The sequence below is a fragment of the Kushneria sp. Sum13 genome (assembly GCF_052692355.1).
Genome location: NZ_CP199847.1, coordinates 1,038,258 through 1,056,019, shown reverse-complemented (window position 1 = coordinate 1,056,019; position 17,762 = coordinate 1,038,258). Strand labels below are relative to the sequence as shown.

Genomic DNA, 17,762 nt, shown 5'->3' with positions numbered 1-17,762 from the left:
GGTGTTCATGGCGGACATCTCCGACACGAGGCTGGAAGCCATCATGAAATGTCCCGTGTCGATGCCGCCAGTCGTTGCAGGGCCTGTACCCCATGATCGCTGCCGGCCTCGAGCACCAGACGTCGTCCCTGATCCATCAGCGACAGCGTAATGACAACATCGGCAGCCGGCAGCCAGCCTTCACCCCGCACCGGCCACTCCACCAGTGTCAGCGCCCTGTCGGCCAGCATGTCACGCGCCCCCAGAAACTCGAGCTCTTCGGGATCGCCCAGACGATAAAGGTCAAAGTGATACACCCGACCGGTCTCCAGATCATAGGGCTCCACCAGCGTATAGGTCGGGCTTTTGACCGCGCCATCGTGGCCCAGCGCGCGGAGCACGCCGCGGGCCAGGGTGGTCTTGCCGGCACCCAGCTCTCCATTGAGATACACGATGCCGTGATACGCCAGCGCCTCGGCCAGCCAGCGGCCGATGGCCACCTGTGCGGTTTCATCGCCGGGTTCAAGGATGATGGTTGTCTTGCTCACGTTGTCCCACTTTAAACGGATCAGCGCCCTGCCACGATATCGGCAGGTCGTCATGTCGATGACATTCTATCGCCTGTCGGGATTAGCGCGACGGCGCGCGTAGCATGCCAGATCGCTTGCCAGCAGGCCACGCTCTCCCTGGTCACACGCCGCATCATCGGCGGCCAGCCCATGGATCAAGACACCGCTGGCCGCTGCTTCCAGCGGCGAGAGCCCCTGCACCAGCAGCGAGGCAATCATGCCCCCCAGCACGTCGCCCATGCCACCGGAAGCCATGCCCGGATTACCGAAGGGGCTGATAAAGCATTCAGCAGGCGTTTCACCGCCGACCACCAGGGTGCCGGCCCCCTTGAGCACGATCACGCCGCCATAGCGACGCTGCAGCGCCAGCGCCGCCTGATAGCGATCGGCCTGCACCTCGGGAACACTGCATCCCAGCAGCATGGCCGCCTCTCCCGGATGAGGCGTCAGTATCCAGTTGTCACGTCGCTCGCCGGCGTAGCCTGCCGCCAGCAGATGAAGTCCATCGGCATCTATCAGTCGAGGACCGGGAGCGCGCATGACGGCCTGCATCAGCCCCTGTCCCCATGCGCCCTGCCCCAGCCCCGGGCCGATCAGCACGGCAGTGGCCCTGTCGATCAGCGATTCGATATCCAGACCGTTGCGGGCCTCATGGACCATCATTTCCGGACAGCGCGTCAGCGCCGGCGGAATATGCACACTCGCGGTGGCCAGACTCACCAGGCCGGCACCCAGACGTGCCGCGGTTTCGGCACTCATGATGGTCGAGCCACCAAACCCGGGTTGACCGCCCACCACCAGCAGATGACCACAGTCGCCCTTGTGGGTGGTGGGTCGACGTCTGGGCAGCGTGATTTGAAGCCGCTCGGGCACCAGTAGCTCGCCGGTATGGTCACTGTCTGACAGCGTTGCCTCGGAGACACTCAACGGTGCAAGTACAATCTCACCGGTGACATCGGGGGCCTGACCGGTATAAAGACCGAACTTGCGTGCGATAAACGTCACCGTCAGATCTGCCTCGACCGTCTCGCCCAGCAGCGCCCCCGTATCGGCATTCAGTCCGGAAGGGATATCCAGCGCCATCACCGGCTGTGGTGCGGCGTTGATACAAGCGATGGCGCTATCAAACGGCGGGCGTATTTCACCGCGGGTACCGGTGCCCAGCAGCGCATCAATGATCACGTCGGTTTCAAACGGGATCTCGAACCCTGAGTGCCAGTCGTCGATGGTCACACCGCTTTCGCGGGCAAGATGCACCGCGCAAGCCGCCTCCCCCTGCAACTCGTGGGGCGCACGCAGCGCCAACACCTGCACCGTCAGCCCCTTTTGATACGCCAGCGCCGCGATCACATACCCGTCTCCGGCGTTGTTGCCGCTGCCGCAAAGAATGCACAGACGCCGGGTTTCGGGCCAGCGCTTGAGAAGCTCATCAAGGGCCGCCTGGCCGGCCTGCATCATCAGGGTAAAGCCCGGCACCCCCTGTGCGACGGTGCGTTGATCCAGTGCCTGTACCTGTTGGGCGCTGTAGAGTCTTGCGTTCACCGCCATGACGTTCTCCTTCCTGACCATCCATGTCATTGATGGCGGCCTTATCGAGCCGGCCATCTGAATATATTGTCTACTGCGGGCATACCGGCAGTGTTGTGACCCTGTTGCCGCGGGCAGGTTCCGATCGTGAGCATGCGCTCATGCGACAGGTCGCGCCTTTGGCCGGAGGCGTCTGCACTGTCATACTGTCGCTTTCATTAAACGGGCTGCCGCTCATGCCCTGTCACACCGAGCCTCGAGGCTCGAATGCCATGATCCCTGCTTCTTCAGATACTGTTTCTTCAGATACCGCGGCTTCAAACACTGCGGCTTCAAATACTGCCCGACCCGATGATGCCGGGCCGCCAGCGTCTGATGCCTGCCGGGCGCTCGACCCTGCCGAAATGGCAGAGAAGCTGAAGCTCTGGGCACGCGAGCTGGGCTTTCAGCAGCTGGGCATCACCGATACCGACCTTGATGCCCACGAAGCCTGGCTCAATCGATGGCTGGAGGCGGGCTATCACGGCGAGATGGATTACATGGCGCGCCACGGGACCAAACGGACCCGTCCGGCCGAACTGGAGCCCGGCACGCTGCGCATCATCAGTGTGCGCATGGATTACCTGCCACCCGAGGTCGAAACCACCCGTGTGCTGGCTCAGCCCGAGCGTGCCTACGTGGCACGTTACGCGCTGGGGCGTGACTATCACAAGCTGATCCGCAAGCGCCTGACCCAGCTGGCGCAAAAGCTGCAAAAGGAGATTGGGACGTTCGGATTTCGTGCCTTCGTGGACTCCGCACCGGTCATGGAGCGCGCGCTGGCTCAGAAGGCGGGCATCGGCTGGTTTGGCAAGAATGCGATGATTCTCAACCCGAAGGCCGGATCACTGTTCTTTCTTGGCGAGCTTTATACCGACCTGCCCCTGCCCGTGGATGAGCCCTTTGAAGGCGATCACTGTGGCAAGTGTACGCGCTGTCAGACCTGGTGCCCTACCGGCGCCATCGTGGATGACAAGGTGATCGATGCAAGACGCTGCATCTCCTATCTCACCATCGAAAAGCACGGTGCCATCCCGCTGGAGTATCGCCATGCCATGGGCAATCGCGTCTTCGGCTGCGACGACTGCCAGCTTGTCTGTCCCTTCACGCGATTCACACGCGCCACCCGGGAGAAGGATTTTGCGCCTCGCCACGCGCTGGATCGTACCCGGCTGGTCGATCTTTTCAACTGGAGCGAGCCCGAGTTTCTCGAGCATACTCAGGGCAGTGCCATTCGACGACTGGGCTATGAACGCTGGCTGCGCAACCTGGCCGTGGGGCTTGGCAACGCCCCCTTCAGCGAGGAGATTGTCTCGGCGCTCAAGGCGCGTCTGGCCTGGCCCAGCGACATGGTCCGCGAGCACGTGCGCTGGGCGCTGTCACAGCAGGCTCAAAAGCGCGACGCCACTCGGGAAGCGGCGTCAGCACCACTGATCGAGGCCGGCTTCAAGGACATCATCGCCCGCCAGCCGGCCTGATAGGGAAAGCCGGGAATCGAAACAGGCCTACAGCGCCAGCAGATTGGCGCGGTAGTAGCGCAGCTCCTCGATGGAATCACGAATGTCATCAAGCGCCAGGTGCGTGCCCTTTTTGCTGATCCCGGACAGGATTGATGGCTTCCAGCGACGTGCCAGCTCCTTGAGCGTCGAGACATCCAGATTGCGATAGTGAAAGAAGGCTTCCAGCGCCTGCATTTCGTGCTGCATGAAGCGTCGATCCTGATGGACGCTGTTGCCGCACATCGGTGAGGCGCCCTTCTCGATGTGCTGTTCCAGAAAGCGCAGCGTCGCCTGCTCGGCGTCCTGTGTAGAGACGCCGCTTTGACGTACCCGCTCGGTAAGGCCCGTATTGCCGTGTGTGCGGGTGTTCCAGTCATCCATCAGCGCGAGCTGCTCATCGCTTTGATGAATGGCCATGACCGGGCCTTCGGCGATCACGTTAAGCTGGCTGTCGGTCACGATGGTGGCGATCTCGATAATACGATCCCGCGCCGGATCCAGACCGGTCATTTCGAGATCGATCCAGATCAGACGTTCGTTTTGAGTACTCATGACACTTTCCGGATAGACTTGAAGGGAGATTCCTCCCGATACCCCTGATGGGCCGGGATGAAACACGAATGCCCTAAAGCGTACAATTGCGCGACGCTTTCCACCAGCCGGGATCGGTACCGGCGTGCAAGCCCACGATCGCCCAGGAGTTTCATGAGTCAACGCAAGCTATCCCGCCAGCAGCGCTGGCGTGTCGAGAAGGTCCAGGCCGAGCGGGTCAAACGCGCCGAAAAGCGCGAGCAGACCGACCAGCGCCAGCTGGCCGAGGGAGAATACGGCCCCGAACAGCTGGGACGGGTGGTGGCGCACTTTGGCCGCAACATGGAGGTGGAAGGCACCGACGGCGTGCGCCACCTGTGTCATCTGCGCGCCAATCTCGACACGCTGGTGACCGGTGATCGGGTCAGCTGGCGCGAGGCAAGCGATGGCAGCGGCGTGGTCGAGGCACGCCTTGAGCGTTATTCGACGCTGGAGCGCCCGGATGCTCGTGGACGGCTCAAGAGCGTGGCGGCCAACATTGACCGCATCATGATCGTCTTTGCCGTGGAACCCGAGCCGCATCCGTTTCTGATCGACCGCTATCTGGTAGCGGCTGAAGCCACCGGAATCGCGCCGGCACTGGTCCTCAACAAGATGGATCTGCTCGATGAACATCATGCGCTGCACGCGCTGGCCAGTCGTTATCGCACACTGGGGTATCCGGTCATTGGCGCCTCGACCAGGCGTGACGGCGGCCTCGAGGATCTGATTGCGGCCATGGATGACACCACCGCCGTCTTCGTCGGCCAGAGCGGTGTGGGCAAGTCCTCCCTGATTGATGCCCTACTACCCGATGAATCGCTGGCCGTGGGTGAGCTTTCCGTGGATAGCCGCAAGGGTCGCCACACCACCACCACCGCACGGCTTTATCATTTCAGCCAGGGCAGCGGTGCCCTGATCGACTCCCCCGGCATCCGTGAGTTCGGTCTGGGCCATCTCGACGAGCAGCAGATTGAAAACGGCTTTATCGAGTTTCGTCCGTACCTGGGGCACTGCCGCTTTCGCGACTGCCGCCATCGCCTTGAGCCCGGCTGCGCCATTCTGACTGCGGCGGAAAACGGCGAGATTCTTCCCGAGCGACTGGAAAGCTTCCGCCGCATCGTGCACGAACTCAATGCCCCGCCGCGATAGTCTCTCGCCCGCCCCGTGACGCCTCATCATCGACAATACAAAAGGGGCCGCCCGAAGGCGGCCCCTGAGTCATCCCCCACACCGAGCAGTGCCTACTCCTGAAACAGCAGTAGCAGTGACAGCGCGGCCAGAATCCACATGGTCGGGTGAATCTCGTGACGCTTGCCCACACCCGCCTTGACCACCACAAACGCCAGAAACCCAAACACCACACCGTGCGTGATCGAGTAGGTCAGCGGAATCAGAATCATGGCGATAAAGGCCGGAATGGCGTCATCAAACTCATACCAGTTGATGTGACGAATCGGGTCGAGCATGAACACGCCCACCATGATCAGCGCCGGTGCCGTGGCAATCGAGGGCACCAGTGACAAAAGCGGCGACAAAAAGAGAAACGGCAGAAAAAGCAGCGCCGCCGTCACCGCCACAAGTCCCGAGCGCCCGCCCTGACTGATGCCCGCAGCTGATTCGACGTAAGCGTTGGCCGGGCTGGTGCCCAGCGGGGCCGAAATGATGGCCGACATGGCATCGACCATCATGGACTGGCGAATGTTGCGCGGCTCGCCGTTGCGATCGAGCAGCTTGCCGGCCTGACACACGCCCATGAAGGTCGATAGCGCATCAAAAAACGTGGTGAACAGCACCACGAAAATGAACGGCCAGTAGGCAATATTGAGCGCCCCGATCAGATCCAGCTGCCCCATGGCGCTGAAATCCGGCAGGGCAAAAATGCCGTTGAAATTGACCAGCGTCGCGCTGCCCGTGGGAGAAAAGGCGCTGGCATCGCCCCAGAGCCGGCCGATGGCCGTAGCCATCAGGGTGGTGGTCACGATGCCGATGATCAGCGCCCCCGGCATGTTGCGCGCCACCAGAACGGCCGTGATGGCAAGACCGATCAGAAAGGTCACCAGCGTCGGCGTCATCTCGCCCAGCCCCACGACAGTGGCCGGATTGCTGACCAGAAAACCCGCGTTGACCAGGCCAATGACCGTGATGAAAAGCCCGATGCCACAGGAAATGGCATAGCGCAGCTGCGCCGGGATCGCATCGATGATATAGCGGCGCACGTTAAGCACCGCCAATACGGCAAAGAGAATCCCGGCCCAGAAGATACAGCCCAGCGCTGTCTGCCAGGGGATACCCGCCCCCACGACCATGGTGTAGGTAAACAGCGCATTGATGCCCATGCCCGGCGCCACCAGAATCGGGTTGCGCGCGTAAAGCCCCATCATGAGGCTGCCAAAAAAGCTGACCAGTACGGTTGCGGTCAGGGCACCGCCAAAGGGAATTCCTGCCGCATTCATGATGGTCGGGTTGACCACGATGATGTACATGGCCGCCAGAAAGGTGGCGATGCCGGCCAGAATATCGCGACGCACGCTGCTGCCCTGGCTTGTTATTTTAAAATACGATTCGAGCACACTGACTCTCCACTTGCACTGTTGTCTGTCCTGATACCTGATTGAATGTCGACCTGTCCCTGCCGGTGGTGTCGTTGAAACACCGCTGTCCCTGAATACCGGCACTGCCACCGTTCGCGAGCGGCCATCGAGTGTGCAATGCTTGACGCCATGTTAACCCGCTCGCGTCACCAAAAGGAGAGTGAGGATGTCACAGGATGCACCAGGGTTTCCCCGAATCATCGAGCCACAGGCGCTGTCAGAGCATTTAGCGGCTCCCGATCTTCTGATCATCGATGTCCCGGCCAACGCCAAGAGCTATCATGACGGCCATGTTCCGGGCGCGATTTTTCTCGACTACCGTCGTCTGTTGTCGGGTCAGTCGCCGGTCGCCAACGAGGTACCGGATGACACCGCCCTCTCGACGCTCTTTTCCGAGCTTGGCCTGACGCCGCAGACCCATGTGATCCTTTATGACGACGAGGGAGGCGGCTGGGCCGGTCGGCTGGCCTGGACACTCACCCTGCTGGGTCATGATCGGTGGTCCTATCTCAACGGCGGCATTCATGCCTGGCGCGCGGAGGGTCTGCCCGAATCCCGCGACCCGGCGACCCCAGCGCCCACGCGCTATCAGGCCCAGATTCAACGCCCGGAGCTGATGATACGCCGCGAGGAGCTCATCGAGCGCCTTGACGACCCTGACCTTGTCATCTGGGATGCGCGCAGTCCCGAAGAGTATGACGGTATCAAGGGCAACAATCAGCGTCGGGGCCACATGCCCGGCGCGGTCAATCTCGAATGGACCGAGACCATGGACAGGGATCGTCACCTGCGCCTGCGCGATCTGTCGGAACTGGTAACTGAACTTGCCATCATTGGGATCGATGCCGAAGGGGAGATTGCCACCCACTGTCAGAGCCATCATCGCAGCGGACTGACCTGGATGATCGGTTACCTGCTGGGCTACAACATTCGCGCCTACCCCGGCTCATGGCAGGAATGGGGCAACCGCGACGATACCCCCATCGAAAACTGACCACCCGCCCCTGCCGGCGCAAGGCTTGAGCGCCCGGCTGGGGTATGTAACATTGCCTTCACTCACTACTGTTTCCAGGTGCCTCTTTTGAATCGTGATCGTCTGTTTGCCCTGCTGCAATATCCGCTGCCTCAGCACGCCATCTCCCGACTGGCAGGACAGCTTGCCGATGCGCGCACACCATGGATCAGGGATACGTTCATTCAGCGTTTTGCCCGCCATTACAACGTCGACATGAGCGAGGCCCTCAATCCCGACCTGAACAGTTATCACAGCTTCAACGATTTCTTTACCCGACCGCTACGCCCCGACGCCCGCCCCATCGACTCAGGCATTGTCTCCCCGGCCGATGGCGTGCTCTCCCAGTTCGGGCGCATCGATCACGGCACGCTCATGCAGGCCAAGGGCCACGCCTACTCGCTGACCGCCCTGCTCGGTGGCGATGAAGCGGCGGCCTCCGATCTGCGTGAAGGCAGTTTTGCGACCGTCTATCTCTCGCCGCGGGATTATCACCGGGTGCACATGCCCCTTGAAGGGCGCCTGATTCGAACCATCTACGTGCCCGGCCGGCTCTTCTCGGTCAACCAGGCCACCGCTCGCGAAGTGCCCGGGCTTTTTGCTCGCAACGAGCGATTGGTATGCCTGTTCGAGACCGAGCTGGGGCCGATGGCGCTGGTGCTGGTGGGCGCAATGATTGTCGCGGGCATCGAGACCGTCTGGTCGGGTCAGGTCACCCCGCTGTCACGCCAACCGCACAGCAATGACTGGGCCAAAGGTGATGTCACGCTTGGCAAGGGCGACGAAATGGGCCGTTTTCATCTCGGCTCCTCCGTGGTCATGTGTCTGCCGAAGGCCTACACCTTCAATGAGACGCTCACTCCCGGCATGAAGATTCGTCTGGGTCAGCAGCTGGCGCCCGACCCAGACATCCCGGCGGATACGCTGACGCCGGAAGAACTGGCCTGAGTCTCGTCCCTGTGACAGGGCGGCCCGAGCGGCACTTCAGCCGGTGCCGCCCGAAAAGATGGCTTCTGAAAGGAATACGACATGACACAATTTACGCTGCTGGCCTGGGACTACACCGATGAGGGCGCACTCGAGCGCCGCATGGGCTGTCGAGAGAAGCATCTGGAGGATCTTCGCGAGCTTGCCCGGCAGGGGCATTTCATCAGTGGCGGCGTCATCCTGAATGATGACGGCAAAATGATTGGCTCCAATGTCCACTGCCGGTTTGAAAGCCGGGAAGCGCTGGAGGCCTGGCTCGAGACGGAGGTCTACGTCACCGAGAAGGTCTGGGAGCATATCGATGTTCGCGAGATCAAACTGTTCGACCCGAACGCCTGACCCCGATACCTGAAACGCCCCGTAGCGGGATGACGACGGGGCGTTTCAAATCATCATGTGATGCCGACCGAATCAGCAGCGTGCGGTGCCAAAGGCCATGGCACTGTCGATATGTTCAAGCCCCAGCGCCAGCATGATCAGTCGATCAACACCCAGCGCCACACCACAGCCCTGCGGCATACCGGCGCGCAGTGCCGAGATCAGACATTGATCGGCGTCCACGGGCGATTTGCCCAGCCTGGCGCGCACCTGGTTGTCCGCTTCAAAGCGCGCCTGCTGCTCATCGGCGTCGGTCAGTTCATCAAAGCCGTTGGCAAGCTCGATGCCCTCCAGGTAGACCTCAAAGCGGGCGGCTATCAGCGCCCCGTCGCTGTCGGTGCGCCGGCGTGCCAGTGCCGCCTGTGATGCCGGATAATCAACGACCACGTCAAGACCGTCACGCCCAAGACAGGGCTCGATGACCAGCGACATCAGAAGGTCACAGCAGTCATCGCGTGACCAATCGGCTGTCTCCGCGCCGGCATAACGCGCGGCCTGATGGCGCAGTTTGTCCAGCGTGTCAGCGCTTTCCAGCAGTGGGTCTACCGACAGATGCGTCATGAAAAGCTCGCGATAGGCACGCAGACGAACCGCGGGGAGCGTTCTGTCCAGCACGGTCTCTATCAACGCCGCCACTTCCTGAATCAGTGCCTCGAGTGTGAACCCGGGGCGATACCATTCCAGCATGGTAAATTCGATGTTGTGGCGCCGGCCCATCTCGCCATTACGAAAGGCGCGCGCGAGCTGAAAGATGGGACCGCTCCCCGCCGCCAGCAGGCGCTTCATGTGATATTCCGGCGACGTCTGTAGCCAGAGCCGCTCGTCACCGTTTATCGTGCGAGCCTTCAGCGAAAGCGAATCCAAATGCACGTCACTGCTGCCGGCATGGCCCAGCACCGGGGTATCCACTTCCAGTACGTCACGCGCGTCAAAAAAATCGCGGATGCGGCGCATTAGACCTGCGCGCACGCGCAATACTTCCAAGGTGGCGCCGGGGCGCCAGTCATCAGCACTCATGGCAGGTTATCCATCGATCAGGGAAGACCAAACGCAAGCGCCGGGCCACAGGGCCCGGCGCTTGCCATACTTCAGGACACGCCTTATGCGCGGCTGACGTACTCACCGCTGCGGGTATCAATCTTGAGCGTTTCGCCCTGATTGATGAACAGCGGGACGCGAACCGTAGCACCGGTCGACAGGGTCGCTGGCTTGGAACCGCCCTGAGCCGTGTCGCCCTTGAGACCCGGATCGGTTTCGACCACTTCGAGTTCAATGAAGTTGGGCGGGCTCACCGAGATGGGGTTGTCGTTCCAGAGTGTGAGGGTATAGACCACCTGCTCCTTGAGCCACTTGGCGGTATCACCCACGGCCTTCTTGTCGGCAGCGAACTGCTCGAAGGAGCCGTCGGTTCTCATGAAGTGCCACATATCGCCATCGTTGTAGAGATACTCCATGTCGATGTCGAGCACATCGGCGCCCTCAAGAGACTCGCCGGACTTGAAGGTGCGCTCCCAGGTGCGACCGGTCATGAGATTGCGCAGCTTGACGCGGTTGAAGGCCTGACCCTTGCCGGGTTTGACGAGCTCGTTTTCGACGATGTTGCAGGGATCGCCGTCGAGCATCACTTTCAGACCGCCCTTGAATTCGTTGGTAGAATAGCTTGCCATAACGCCTCGTTGTGTTCGCAGCCGCTCATATGTCGGGACTGCGGGGACAGTGAATCACCAGAAGGCTCCAACGCCTCGGCCATCAGGGTCGATCGACGTTGAAGCATTACAATGTATGCGATGATAACGCGAACCATGCAGCCTGTGCAGACTATCTCTTTATCCGCCGCTGGCAATGACAGCACGCCCGAGCAGAGCTGGCAGTCACAGCTTTCCGGCGCCCTGCGCGACCCAAAGGCCCTGCTGGCCGCCGTCGGCCTCGACGAGCGCTGGCTGCCGGGCGCTGAAGGTGGCCATCACGCCTTTGAGGTGCGGGTGCCACAGGCCTACCTGTCACGCATTCAGAAGGGTAACCCGAACGATCCGCTACTGCGCCAGGTGCTGCCGCTGGAAAGCGAGATGCACACGGTCGCAGGCTACGTGACCGACCCGCTGGAAGAGGCGGATCATACGCCGGTGGCCGGGCTGATTCACAAATATGCCGCGCGCGTCCTGATGATTACCAGCGGTGCGTGCGCCATCAACTGCCGCTACTGCTTCAGGCGCCACTTTCCCTACGAGGATCACGCCGCTTCCCGCGCGCAGTGGGGCAAAACGCTGGACTACCTGCGCCATGATGATTCACTGATCGAGGCCATTCTCTCCGGCGGGGACCCGCTGGTCTCAAGCGATGCCCGGCTTTCCTGGCTGGTCGGTGAGCTTGATGCCATCCCGCATCTCAAGCGGCTTCGGCTGCATACGCGGCTGCCGGTGGTCATCCCGGACAGGGTCGATGACGCCATGCTTGAGTGGCTCGGCGCCACACGTCTTCAAAAGGTCATCGTGCTACACATCAATCATGCCAATGAGATCGATGACAGCGTCATGAAAGCCTGTGAGCGGCTGAAAGGCGTGGGGGTGACACTGCTCAATCAAAGCGTGCTGTTACGCGGGGTCAACGACAATACCGAGATACTTGCAGCCCTTTCCGAGCGCCTTTTTGAAGCCGGCATACTGCCCTACTACCTTCACGTGCTGGACCCCGTGGCCGGTGCTGCACACTTCGATGTGCCGGACCACGAAGCCCGGCAGCTTCATGAGGCACTTCGAGACCGGCTGCCGGGCTTTCTGGTGCCGAGACTGGTGCGCGAGATACCGGGTGAACAGGCCAAGTCGCCGATTGAGGCCTGGCCTGTTACACCGTCATCGCTCTAACAGCCCTCGCTGTCATCGGGGCCCATCAGTCGCCGGGCCCTTTCTCCCACAGCGCCACCAGTGACTCCGGTGCCCGACGCTCGGGCACATGCAGGGTGATCACTTCATTATCGCTGCCTACCGGCATGATGATGATGCGAAAATAGCGCTGGTCACCCTGCCCGGCCTGATCGCCGGGGCACTTTAGCTGCTCGGCCTCATCCAGAAGCTTGCAGACCCTTTTACGCTGTGACAGCGAGCATTCATGAAAGGCGATCTCGCGAGGACGGGCCAGCGCTGGCATGTAGGCCACGCCGCCCTCTCGCGCCAGGCGAACGCGCGCGCGCTCGCCCAGAGAGTGTTGATAACTCATACCTCGACTCCCACACCCTGCCAACCGCCACGTACGGCCTCGCGCACCTCACCGCCTTCAAACAGTCGCTCGGAGTTGTCCAGCGTCAGGCGGGCAAAGTCCACGAACTCGGCATCGTTGGCCAGCCGGTCGTCGGTGAGTGTGGCGTACCAGACCTTGCCGGCACGTTCCCAGCTGTGGCCACCCAGTGCCATGGCCGTCAAATAAAAGGCGCGATTGGGAATGCCGGAATTGATGTGAACGCCGCCGTTGTCCTCGTTGGTTTCCACGAAATCACGCATGTGTGCCGGCTGAGGATCACGACCCAACAGTGGATCATCATAGGCCGTGCCGGGCTGTGACATCGAGCGAAGCCCGGTACCGTTAATGTTGGGCGCCAAAAGGTCCCGGCCGATTGACCAGTCGGCCTCTTCCACGGTCTGGTTGGCATCATACTGGGCCACCATGACGCCAAAGACATCCGAGACGGACTCGTTCAGGGCACCCGGCTGGTTGTAGTACACCAGCCCCGCTTCGCGCTCGGTAATGCCGTGGGCAAGCTCATGGGCAACGACATCAAGTGCTCTTGTGAAGGAAAGAAAAATCTCGCCATCCCCATCTCCAAAGACCATCTGATAGCCGTTCCAGAAGGCATTCTGGTAATCCTCGCCGTAATGCACGGTCCCCAGTAATGCACCGCCCTCATCATCGATGGCATTACGACCAAGGACTTCCCAGAAAAACCGATAGGTGGCCCCCAGATCCTTGTAGGCCTCATCCACGGCTTCGTCGCCGGTGCTGCGCTGGCCTTCGCGGCGCACCTGGCGCCCCGGCAACTCCATGGTATTGCCGGCATCAAAAATGTAGCGCAGGGGCTCACCCTTGGCACCGCGGCGGGCATCAGTGGGCGACGTGTGACGCTCGGTACGGGCTCTGAAGCGGGAATCAAGCGTCAGGGTGTTCAACGCGCAGCGGCGATGACGATCGTTACCATGCTCGATCAGGTAGTTGAGTAGATGAGGAGGAATGACCCCGTAAGGGTTGTTACGCGTCGCCTTCATGTTGACTCTCCGACTGTCTGACTGCCCGCCACAATGACAGCACAACACTGTTATGTGACCGTCACTGTCTGTAATGAAATCCTTTCATTGATAAGCCTAGTCGATCATGGGCGAGGGACTCTTTTAAGTGTGATGAATCGTCACACCGACTTTTGTCTAACCCCGCCCGGCGACCCAAATCTGTCCGAAAGCGTTACGGCTGACGCAGGGCTTCCAGCACGCTACTGCTGGGGAAGCCGTCCGGCGTCCTGCCAGCGCTGCGCTGCCATGCCCGCAGCCCTTCACGAGTGTTGGGGCCCATGATGCCGTCCGGCGTACCGGTGCCAAAGCCCTTCTGATTCAAAAGCCCCTGCAGTTCTTTGGTCTGCGAACGAGTCAACGGTTTCAGACCGCGCGGCCAGTTGCCCTGTACACCGGGGCCGCCCTCGATGCGCTGTGACAGCAGCGCCACAGCGAGTGCGTAACTGGTGGCATTGTTGTAACGCATGATGACGCGAAAGTTGGGGCCGACCAGAAAGGCAGGACCCTGCGCACCTGCCGGGGCAATGATGGAGCCCTGGTCGAATGCCGGCAGGGACTGCCCCTGAATCGGGCGCACGCCCTGTGTCTGCCAGGCCGAGGTGGGCTGACGCGTGGAAAGTTCGGTGCGGGTGTAATCAAAGCCTTCCGGCAGGGTCACTTCCACGCCCCACGGCTGGCCGGGCTGCCAACCATTTTTGGCCAGGTAGTGGGCGGTTGATGCCATCACGTCAGGAATGCTGCCCCAGATATCGCGCCGGCCGTCGTTGTCGCCATCCACGGCGTAGGCCAGAAAGCTGGTGGGGATGAACTGGGTATGCCCCATCGCCCCGGCCCAGGACCCCAGCATGTGGTCGCGGTCGATATCGCCTTCCTGAATGATGCGCAGGGCCGCGATCAGCTGCTCCTGGGCAAAGGCATGACGACGCCCTTCGTAGCCCAGCGTGGCAAAGGCATCGATGGTCGAAAAACTGCCGAAGTTGCTGCCATAGTTGCTTTCAATGCCCCAGATGGCCGTGATAACCGAACCAGGCACGCCATAGCTCGCCTGCGCCTGATCGGCGGCACTGCGGTGCTCGGCCAGCTTCTGACGGCCATTATCGACCCGAGTCGAAGACACGGCACTGTCAAGATACTCCCAGATGGCCCGGGTAAACTCCGGCTGCGAGCGGTCCAGCTCGATAATGCGCGGCTGATAGCGCACCTCTGCCAGCGCCTCGTCCAGTGTGGCAGGCGTAATGCCCTGCCCCTGCGCCGTTTGCCGGAATTCGCTGACCCACTGGTCAAACGACTCCCGCTCGGCAGGTGTCTGATCGTCACGGTCGGCGGTCGGCGTTTCGGCAGCCTTGATGGCATTTTGGGCCTCGTTTTTTTCCGTCTCCTGCGTTGTGGCCCGCGGCGTCGATGAAGACGTCTGTGAAGATGCCTGCGAAGACGGTGAGGCGCCGGCCTGACAGCCCTGCATGACGCCGCTGCTCAGTAACAGCGTCATCATCAGCATGCGCGCGCGCGTCACCGACATGCCGGCGACTCGATGTGACGATCCCTTTCTCTGAACTCGTGATGGCATTACCGCTTTCCTGTCTGATGAGCTGAACTATCATGGCTGATAATGCCTGATATTGACCACTCTCGGGCGCATGCACTGGCAGGTATTTCAGCATCGCTTCATGGACAGCCCTAAAGGCCCCACTCACGGATGACAGGACAACGGCATGAGCAAGTCAAAGGCGGCCCTGACCGGCCAGCCACACCAGGAGGATGGTGACAAGCCGGACTGTCGAGCGCACCCGGAACATTACCGGGTAGGCCGCGGCGAACAGGGCGTGCTCACCGTGGAACCCTACAAGGGAGAGCTGCTGCCGCACTGGCGCTTCAAGACCCGGGAGGATGCCCGCGCCTCCTCACAAAAGCTTCTGGAAATGTTTGAAGACTACCGTTCGCGCGATGATTTTGTCGGCATGGACATGGCGCGCAAGTTTATTCAGATGGGACATACCCGCGCCCGGCGCTATGCCAACTATCCAGGGGGGCGCAAATACGATAAAAGTGGCGAGATTCGCGAGCGCCAGATCGATGAGGAAAAAGCCGAGTCCGCGGCCATCTTTGAAAAGGTCTGGATACAGGTGCGCGAAGACGACGACTATCTGAAACGCAAAAAGGCCCATCAGCGCGCTTATGGTTGAAAAACCATGGCTGAAAGGCCTTCATGACGGAACATCGACATGCCGACACTGCTTTTCCATCATCCCCGCGACCTCGGTGATGACACGCTCGAGCCCCTCGTGGATGCCCTGCACCACTGCGCTCTGGACTCCGGGCTTTTTGAAGCGCGCGCGATCAAGGTCGCCACGCTGCCCTTGTCCCACCCCCGTCAGGCCGGCGAGAAAAAGCCCTTTGCCATGCTGCAGGTGCGCCTGTTTGCCGGACGAACGCAGGCGCAGCGTCTGGCATTGTCCAATGCGCTGCTGGTCACTCTCAACGAACACCTGGCCGAGCGCATGAGCGCCACTGTCGAAATGGTGGAAACCGACAGCGCCACCTTCTCGCGTTGACGCCTCACCAGGGCGTCATGGCGCTGTCATGACGCCCGACACTCCCTTCAAGCGTGCCCAGCTGTACCAGATCTGTCCCTTCAAGCACCTGATTCATGCTGCTGTTACGGGTCATTTCGCGCACGACCCGCACCCGCCACGGCTGTCCTCTGGCATCGAGGCGCATGACCCAGGCCTGGAACCCGCTGGAAAACGATACCAGCGAGCCGATCGGCGTAAACCCGTAGCGTTTGACGTAGCGATTAACGCTGGCGGCATCAAACTGGCTGCCGGCGTTGAAAATGTGACGATAGATGTCCAGCGACAGCCATGCAGGACGATCGGAGCGCACTCTGCCCATGGCATCCACGGCATCCACCACGGCGGCCATGCGCGCCAGACGATTCAGTGAATGCCCTCCCAGGGCACGGGGGTAGCCGCTGCCGTCGAGTCGCTCATTGATGCTGAGCAGCACGTCACGACGCATGTCGGAGGAGAGCCCGTCTCGCTCGATGCGAAAGCGCAGCAGTTCCACGTGGGCATGCAGATGCGACAGCATCGAAGCCTCCATGCTGCCCTGATGCAGGCGCACGTTTTCGGGCAACAGTATCTTGCCAAAGTCATGTACCAGCGCACAGGCCATCATCTGCACGACCTGTTCCGTGGTGCGATCGCCACTTTCCAGATCGGCCAATCGCGCGGCAACAGACATGCCGTGGCATACCAGTGGCGTGGAATGTGGCTCGACGCAGGCCAGCGCATACAAAAGCGCCTGACGATCTTCCTGCAGCAGCGACAGCAGCATGCGCGCCTGCTCACACAGCACCGACGTTTCCAGACTCATGCCGGCCTGCAGATTTATCAGCTGAACGCCCAGCGCACGGGCAATGTTTTTGACGTTATCAAACAGGGGCAGTACTGCCAGCGCTTCTTCCTGAGGGGTGGCAATCGCCTCCATCTCAAGGGCGGCACTGCCTTCATTAAAAAGCCTCGAAGGCGCCACCGACCGTTCAACCGGAGCATCCAGCCGCACGGCTTCACGCTCGATTTCGCGCACGTAAAACCATACCTTGCGTTCAAAATCGGCCAGACTGGCATCAAACACCACCCCGACCAGCACATCATTGCTGTCATCGCTGCAGCGCATGTGTCGCACACAGCCGGCGGCGTCAAAGGCTTCGGAATTGGGGAAGACCGCCCGTAGCCGATGCAGCGGCATGCCGATCTGAAAATTGATGGCATCGTTGACCGATACCGCAATCAGACAGCCGCCAATGGAGAGATCCACCAGCCGCCCTTCGACCTCGCTGCCGCCACGCTGGGCGGTCATGAGCATATTGACCTTCATGCCGCGCTCAAGCGTGGCCCGAAACAGATTGCGCTGTCGGGTCAGCTTGAGTGATACGGGCAGTGCCGCGCGAAGATCGATCCAGTCACCCTGCCCTCCCATCTTGAGCGGGCGCATCATGGCACTGGTCATCGTCATCGAGGTGTACTGAATATCCAGATAGAAGGGAAGGCGCCGGTCCAGCAGCGTGTTGAGGTCCTCCAGTGCACTGGCCCTTAGAACACACTGGTGCAGGTCACGGTCCAGCAGGGCCAGGCTCACGGGATACTGAACCTCAAGGCCTTCAAAACGAATCGATAATCTGGCGTCACTGCCGATCAAATCGGCGAAGGTTTCGACAATTTGGTCCGGCGCGCCGATGTCCAGATGACGCGCCTTGCTTGTATTAAGATTGGAATCTGGAAACATGAGATTATCCGCCGGGCAGGCTTGATCACCTGAATGCGGGGGATATC

The 17,762-nt window shown here is 61.0% G+C and carries 18 protein-coding genes; 8 read left to right on the top strand and 10 right to left on the bottom strand.

The window, feature by feature from the left end; translation table 11 throughout:
* Positions 1-41: 41 nt before the first annotated feature.
* Both tsaE and ACUN8C_RS04885 read right to left on the bottom strand, forming a co-directional pair.
* Positions 42-527 carry a tRNA (adenosine(37)-N6)-threonylcarbamoyltransferase complex ATPase subunit type 1 TsaE gene (gene tsaE / locus ACUN8C_RS04890; protein ID WP_445621177.1) on the bottom strand — a complete coding sequence of 162 codons (486 nt, stop codon included), beginning with the start codon at positions 525-527 and terminating at the stop codon, positions 42-44.
* Positions 528-593: 66 nt separating this feature from the next.
* Complete coding sequence (locus ACUN8C_RS04885) at positions 594-2,096, bottom strand: NAD(P)H-hydrate dehydratase (RefSeq protein WP_445621176.1); 1,503 nt, start codon at positions 2,094-2,096, stop codon at positions 594-596.
* Between the two features lie 383 nt (positions 2,097-2,479).
* Between ACUN8C_RS04885 and queG the strand changes: the two genes are divergently transcribed.
* Positions 2,480-3,592 carry a tRNA epoxyqueuosine(34) reductase QueG gene (gene queG / locus ACUN8C_RS04880; RefSeq protein WP_445621175.1) on the top strand — a complete coding sequence of 371 codons (1,113 nt, stop codon included), beginning with the start codon at positions 2,480-2,482 and terminating at the stop codon, positions 3,590-3,592.
* Between the two features lie 27 nt (positions 3,593-3,619).
* On the opposite strand, the gene orn is transcribed toward queG, so the two are convergent.
* Positions 3,620-4,165 carry an oligoribonuclease gene (gene orn / locus ACUN8C_RS04875; RefSeq protein ID WP_445621174.1) on the bottom strand — a complete coding sequence of 182 codons (546 nt, stop codon included), beginning with the start codon at positions 4,163-4,165 and terminating at the stop codon, positions 3,620-3,622.
* A gap of 153 nt (positions 4,166-4,318) precedes the next feature.
* On the opposite strand from orn, the gene rsgA reads away from it, so the two are divergent.
* Positions 4,319-5,335 (top strand): small ribosomal subunit biogenesis GTPase RsgA, encoded by a 1,017-nt coding sequence (gene rsgA / locus ACUN8C_RS04870; protein ID WP_445621173.1) that lies wholly within the window; start codon positions 4,319-4,321, stop codon positions 5,333-5,335.
* Positions 5,336-5,427: 92 nt separating this feature from the next.
* On the opposite strand, the gene ACUN8C_RS04865 is transcribed toward rsgA, so the two are convergent.
* Positions 5,428-6,756, bottom strand: a complete 1,329-nt coding sequence (locus tag ACUN8C_RS04865) for an NCS2 family permease (protein WP_445621172.1) — start codon at positions 6,754-6,756, stop codon at positions 5,428-5,430.
* A gap of 187 nt (positions 6,757-6,943) precedes the next feature.
* On the opposite strand from ACUN8C_RS04865, the gene ACUN8C_RS04860 reads away from it, so the two are divergent.
* The 3 genes from ACUN8C_RS04860 (at position 6,944) to ACUN8C_RS04850 (ending at position 9,115) form a co-directional block, all read left to right on the top strand.
* Entirely contained in the window at positions 6,944-7,771 is an 828-nt protein-coding gene (locus ACUN8C_RS04860) for a sulfurtransferase (protein ID WP_445621171.1), read from the top strand.
* An 87-nt stretch (positions 7,772-7,858) separates the two neighbouring features.
* Positions 7,859-8,737, top strand: a complete 879-nt coding sequence (gene asd / locus ACUN8C_RS04855) for an archaetidylserine decarboxylase (RefSeq protein WP_445621170.1) — start codon at positions 7,859-7,861, stop codon at positions 8,735-8,737.
* 81 nt (positions 8,738-8,818) lie between these two features.
* Positions 8,819-9,115 (top strand): YciI family protein, encoded by a 297-nt coding sequence (locus tag ACUN8C_RS04850; protein WP_445621169.1) that lies wholly within the window; start codon positions 8,819-8,821, stop codon positions 9,113-9,115.
* Positions 9,116-9,187: 72 nt separating this feature from the next.
* Here ACUN8C_RS04850 and epmA read toward each other — a convergent pair whose 3' ends face one another.
* A complete protein-coding gene (gene epmA / locus ACUN8C_RS04845; RefSeq protein ID WP_445621168.1) occupies positions 9,188-10,171 on the bottom strand; it encodes an EF-P lysine aminoacylase EpmA in 984 nt (327 codons plus the stop codon).
* 83 nt (positions 10,172-10,254) lie between these two features.
* Positions 10,255-10,821, bottom strand: a complete 567-nt coding sequence (gene efp, locus ACUN8C_RS04840; RefSeq protein WP_445621167.1) for an elongation factor P — start codon at positions 10,819-10,821, stop codon at positions 10,255-10,257.
* 135 nt (positions 10,822-10,956) lie between these two features.
* On the opposite strand from efp, the gene epmB reads away from it, so the two are divergent.
* A complete protein-coding gene (gene epmB, locus ACUN8C_RS04835; protein ID WP_445621166.1) occupies positions 10,957-12,015 on the top strand; it encodes an EF-P beta-lysylation protein EpmB in 1,059 nt (352 codons plus the stop codon).
* Between the two features lie 25 nt (positions 12,016-12,040).
* Here the strand turns inward: epmB and ACUN8C_RS04830 are convergent, their stop codons facing one another.
* The 3 genes from ACUN8C_RS04830 to ACUN8C_RS04820 form a co-directional block, all read right to left on the bottom strand.
* The gene (locus ACUN8C_RS04830; RefSeq protein WP_445621165.1) at positions 12,041-12,367 is read right to left on the bottom strand and encodes a protealysin inhibitor emfourin; all 327 of its coding nucleotides are present in this window, start codon (positions 12,365-12,367) and stop codon (positions 12,041-12,043) included.
* Positions 12,364-13,407, bottom strand: coding sequence for a M4 family metallopeptidase (locus tag ACUN8C_RS04825; RefSeq protein WP_445621164.1), 1,044 nt, complete (start codon positions 13,405-13,407; stop codon positions 12,364-12,366). The genes ACUN8C_RS04830 and ACUN8C_RS04825 overlap by 4 nt, the downstream gene beginning before the upstream one ends.
* A gap of 193 nt (positions 13,408-13,600) precedes the next feature.
* A complete protein-coding gene (locus tag ACUN8C_RS04820) occupies positions 13,601-14,947 on the bottom strand; it encodes a lytic murein transglycosylase (RefSeq protein WP_445621163.1) in 1,347 nt (448 codons plus the stop codon).
* A gap of 193 nt (positions 14,948-15,140) precedes the next feature.
* On the opposite strand from ACUN8C_RS04820, the gene ACUN8C_RS04815 reads away from it, so the two are divergent.
* Together ACUN8C_RS04815 and ACUN8C_RS04810 are read left to right on the top strand one after the other, a co-directional pair.
* The gene (locus tag ACUN8C_RS04815; protein ID WP_445621162.1) at positions 15,141-15,611 is read left to right on the top strand and encodes a DUF4385 domain-containing protein; all 471 of its coding nucleotides are present in this window, start codon (positions 15,141-15,143) and stop codon (positions 15,609-15,611) included.
* A gap of 39 nt (positions 15,612-15,650) precedes the next feature.
* Positions 15,651-15,980 carry a 5-carboxymethyl-2-hydroxymuconate Delta-isomerase gene (locus ACUN8C_RS04810; RefSeq protein WP_445621161.1) on the top strand — a complete coding sequence of 110 codons (330 nt, stop codon included), beginning with the start codon at positions 15,651-15,653 and terminating at the stop codon, positions 15,978-15,980.
* A gap of 4 nt (positions 15,981-15,984) precedes the next feature.
* Here the strand turns inward: ACUN8C_RS04810 and ACUN8C_RS04805 are convergent, their stop codons facing one another.
* The gene (locus ACUN8C_RS04805; protein WP_445621160.1) at positions 15,985-17,715 is read right to left on the bottom strand and encodes a PilZ domain-containing protein; all 1,731 of its coding nucleotides are present in this window, start codon (positions 17,713-17,715) and stop codon (positions 15,985-15,987) included.
* Between the last annotated feature and the right edge of the window lie 47 nt (positions 17,716-17,762).

Excerpts from the sequence above, each read along its gene's own strand:
- ACUN8C_RS04815 (WP_445621162.1), top strand. The coding sequence starts at position 15,141 with ATGAGCAAGTCAAAGGCGGCCCTGACCGGCCAGCCACACCAGGAGGAT.
- rsgA (WP_445621173.1), top strand. The coding sequence starts at position 4,319 with ATGAGTCAACGCAAGCTATCCCGCCAGCAGCGCTGGCGTGTCGAGAAG.
- ACUN8C_RS04810 (WP_445621161.1), top strand. The coding sequence starts at position 15,651 with ATGCCGACACTGCTTTTCCATCATCCCCGCGACCTCGGTGATGACACG.
- ACUN8C_RS04885 (WP_445621176.1), bottom strand. The coding sequence starts at position 2,096 with ATGGCGGTGAACGCAAGACTCTACAGCGCCCAACAGGTACAGGCACTG.
- ACUN8C_RS04825 (WP_445621164.1), bottom strand. The coding sequence starts at position 13,407 with ATGAAGGCGACGCGTAACAACCCTTACGGGGTCATTCCTCCTCATCTA.
- orn (WP_445621174.1), bottom strand. The coding sequence starts at position 4,165 with ATGAGTACTCAAAACGAACGTCTGATCTGGATCGATCTCGAAATGACC.
- efp (WP_445621167.1), bottom strand. The coding sequence starts at position 10,821 with ATGGCAAGCTATTCTACCAACGAATTCAAGGGCGGTCTGAAAGTGATG.
- epmB (WP_445621166.1), top strand. The coding sequence starts at position 10,957 with ATGCAGCCTGTGCAGACTATCTCTTTATCCGCCGCTGGCAATGACAGC.
- ACUN8C_RS04820 (WP_445621163.1), bottom strand. The coding sequence starts at position 14,947 with ATGTCGGTGACGCGCGCGCGCATGCTGATGATGACGCTGTTACTGAGC.
- ACUN8C_RS04805 (WP_445621160.1), bottom strand. The coding sequence starts at position 17,715 with ATGTTTCCAGATTCCAATCTTAATACAAGCAAGGCGCGTCATCTGGAC.
- ACUN8C_RS04830 (WP_445621165.1), bottom strand. The coding sequence starts at position 12,367 with ATGAGTTATCAACACTCTCTGGGCGAGCGCGCGCGCGTTCGCCTGGCG.
- queG (WP_445621175.1), top strand. The coding sequence starts at position 2,480 with ATGGCAGAGAAGCTGAAGCTCTGGGCACGCGAGCTGGGCTTTCAGCAG.
- epmA (WP_445621168.1), bottom strand. The coding sequence starts at position 10,171 with ATGAGTGCTGATGACTGGCGCCCCGGCGCCACCTTGGAAGTATTGCGC.
- ACUN8C_RS04850 (WP_445621169.1), top strand. The coding sequence starts at position 8,819 with ATGACACAATTTACGCTGCTGGCCTGGGACTACACCGATGAGGGCGCA.
- ACUN8C_RS04860 (WP_445621171.1), top strand. The coding sequence starts at position 6,944 with ATGTCACAGGATGCACCAGGGTTTCCCCGAATCATCGAGCCACAGGCG.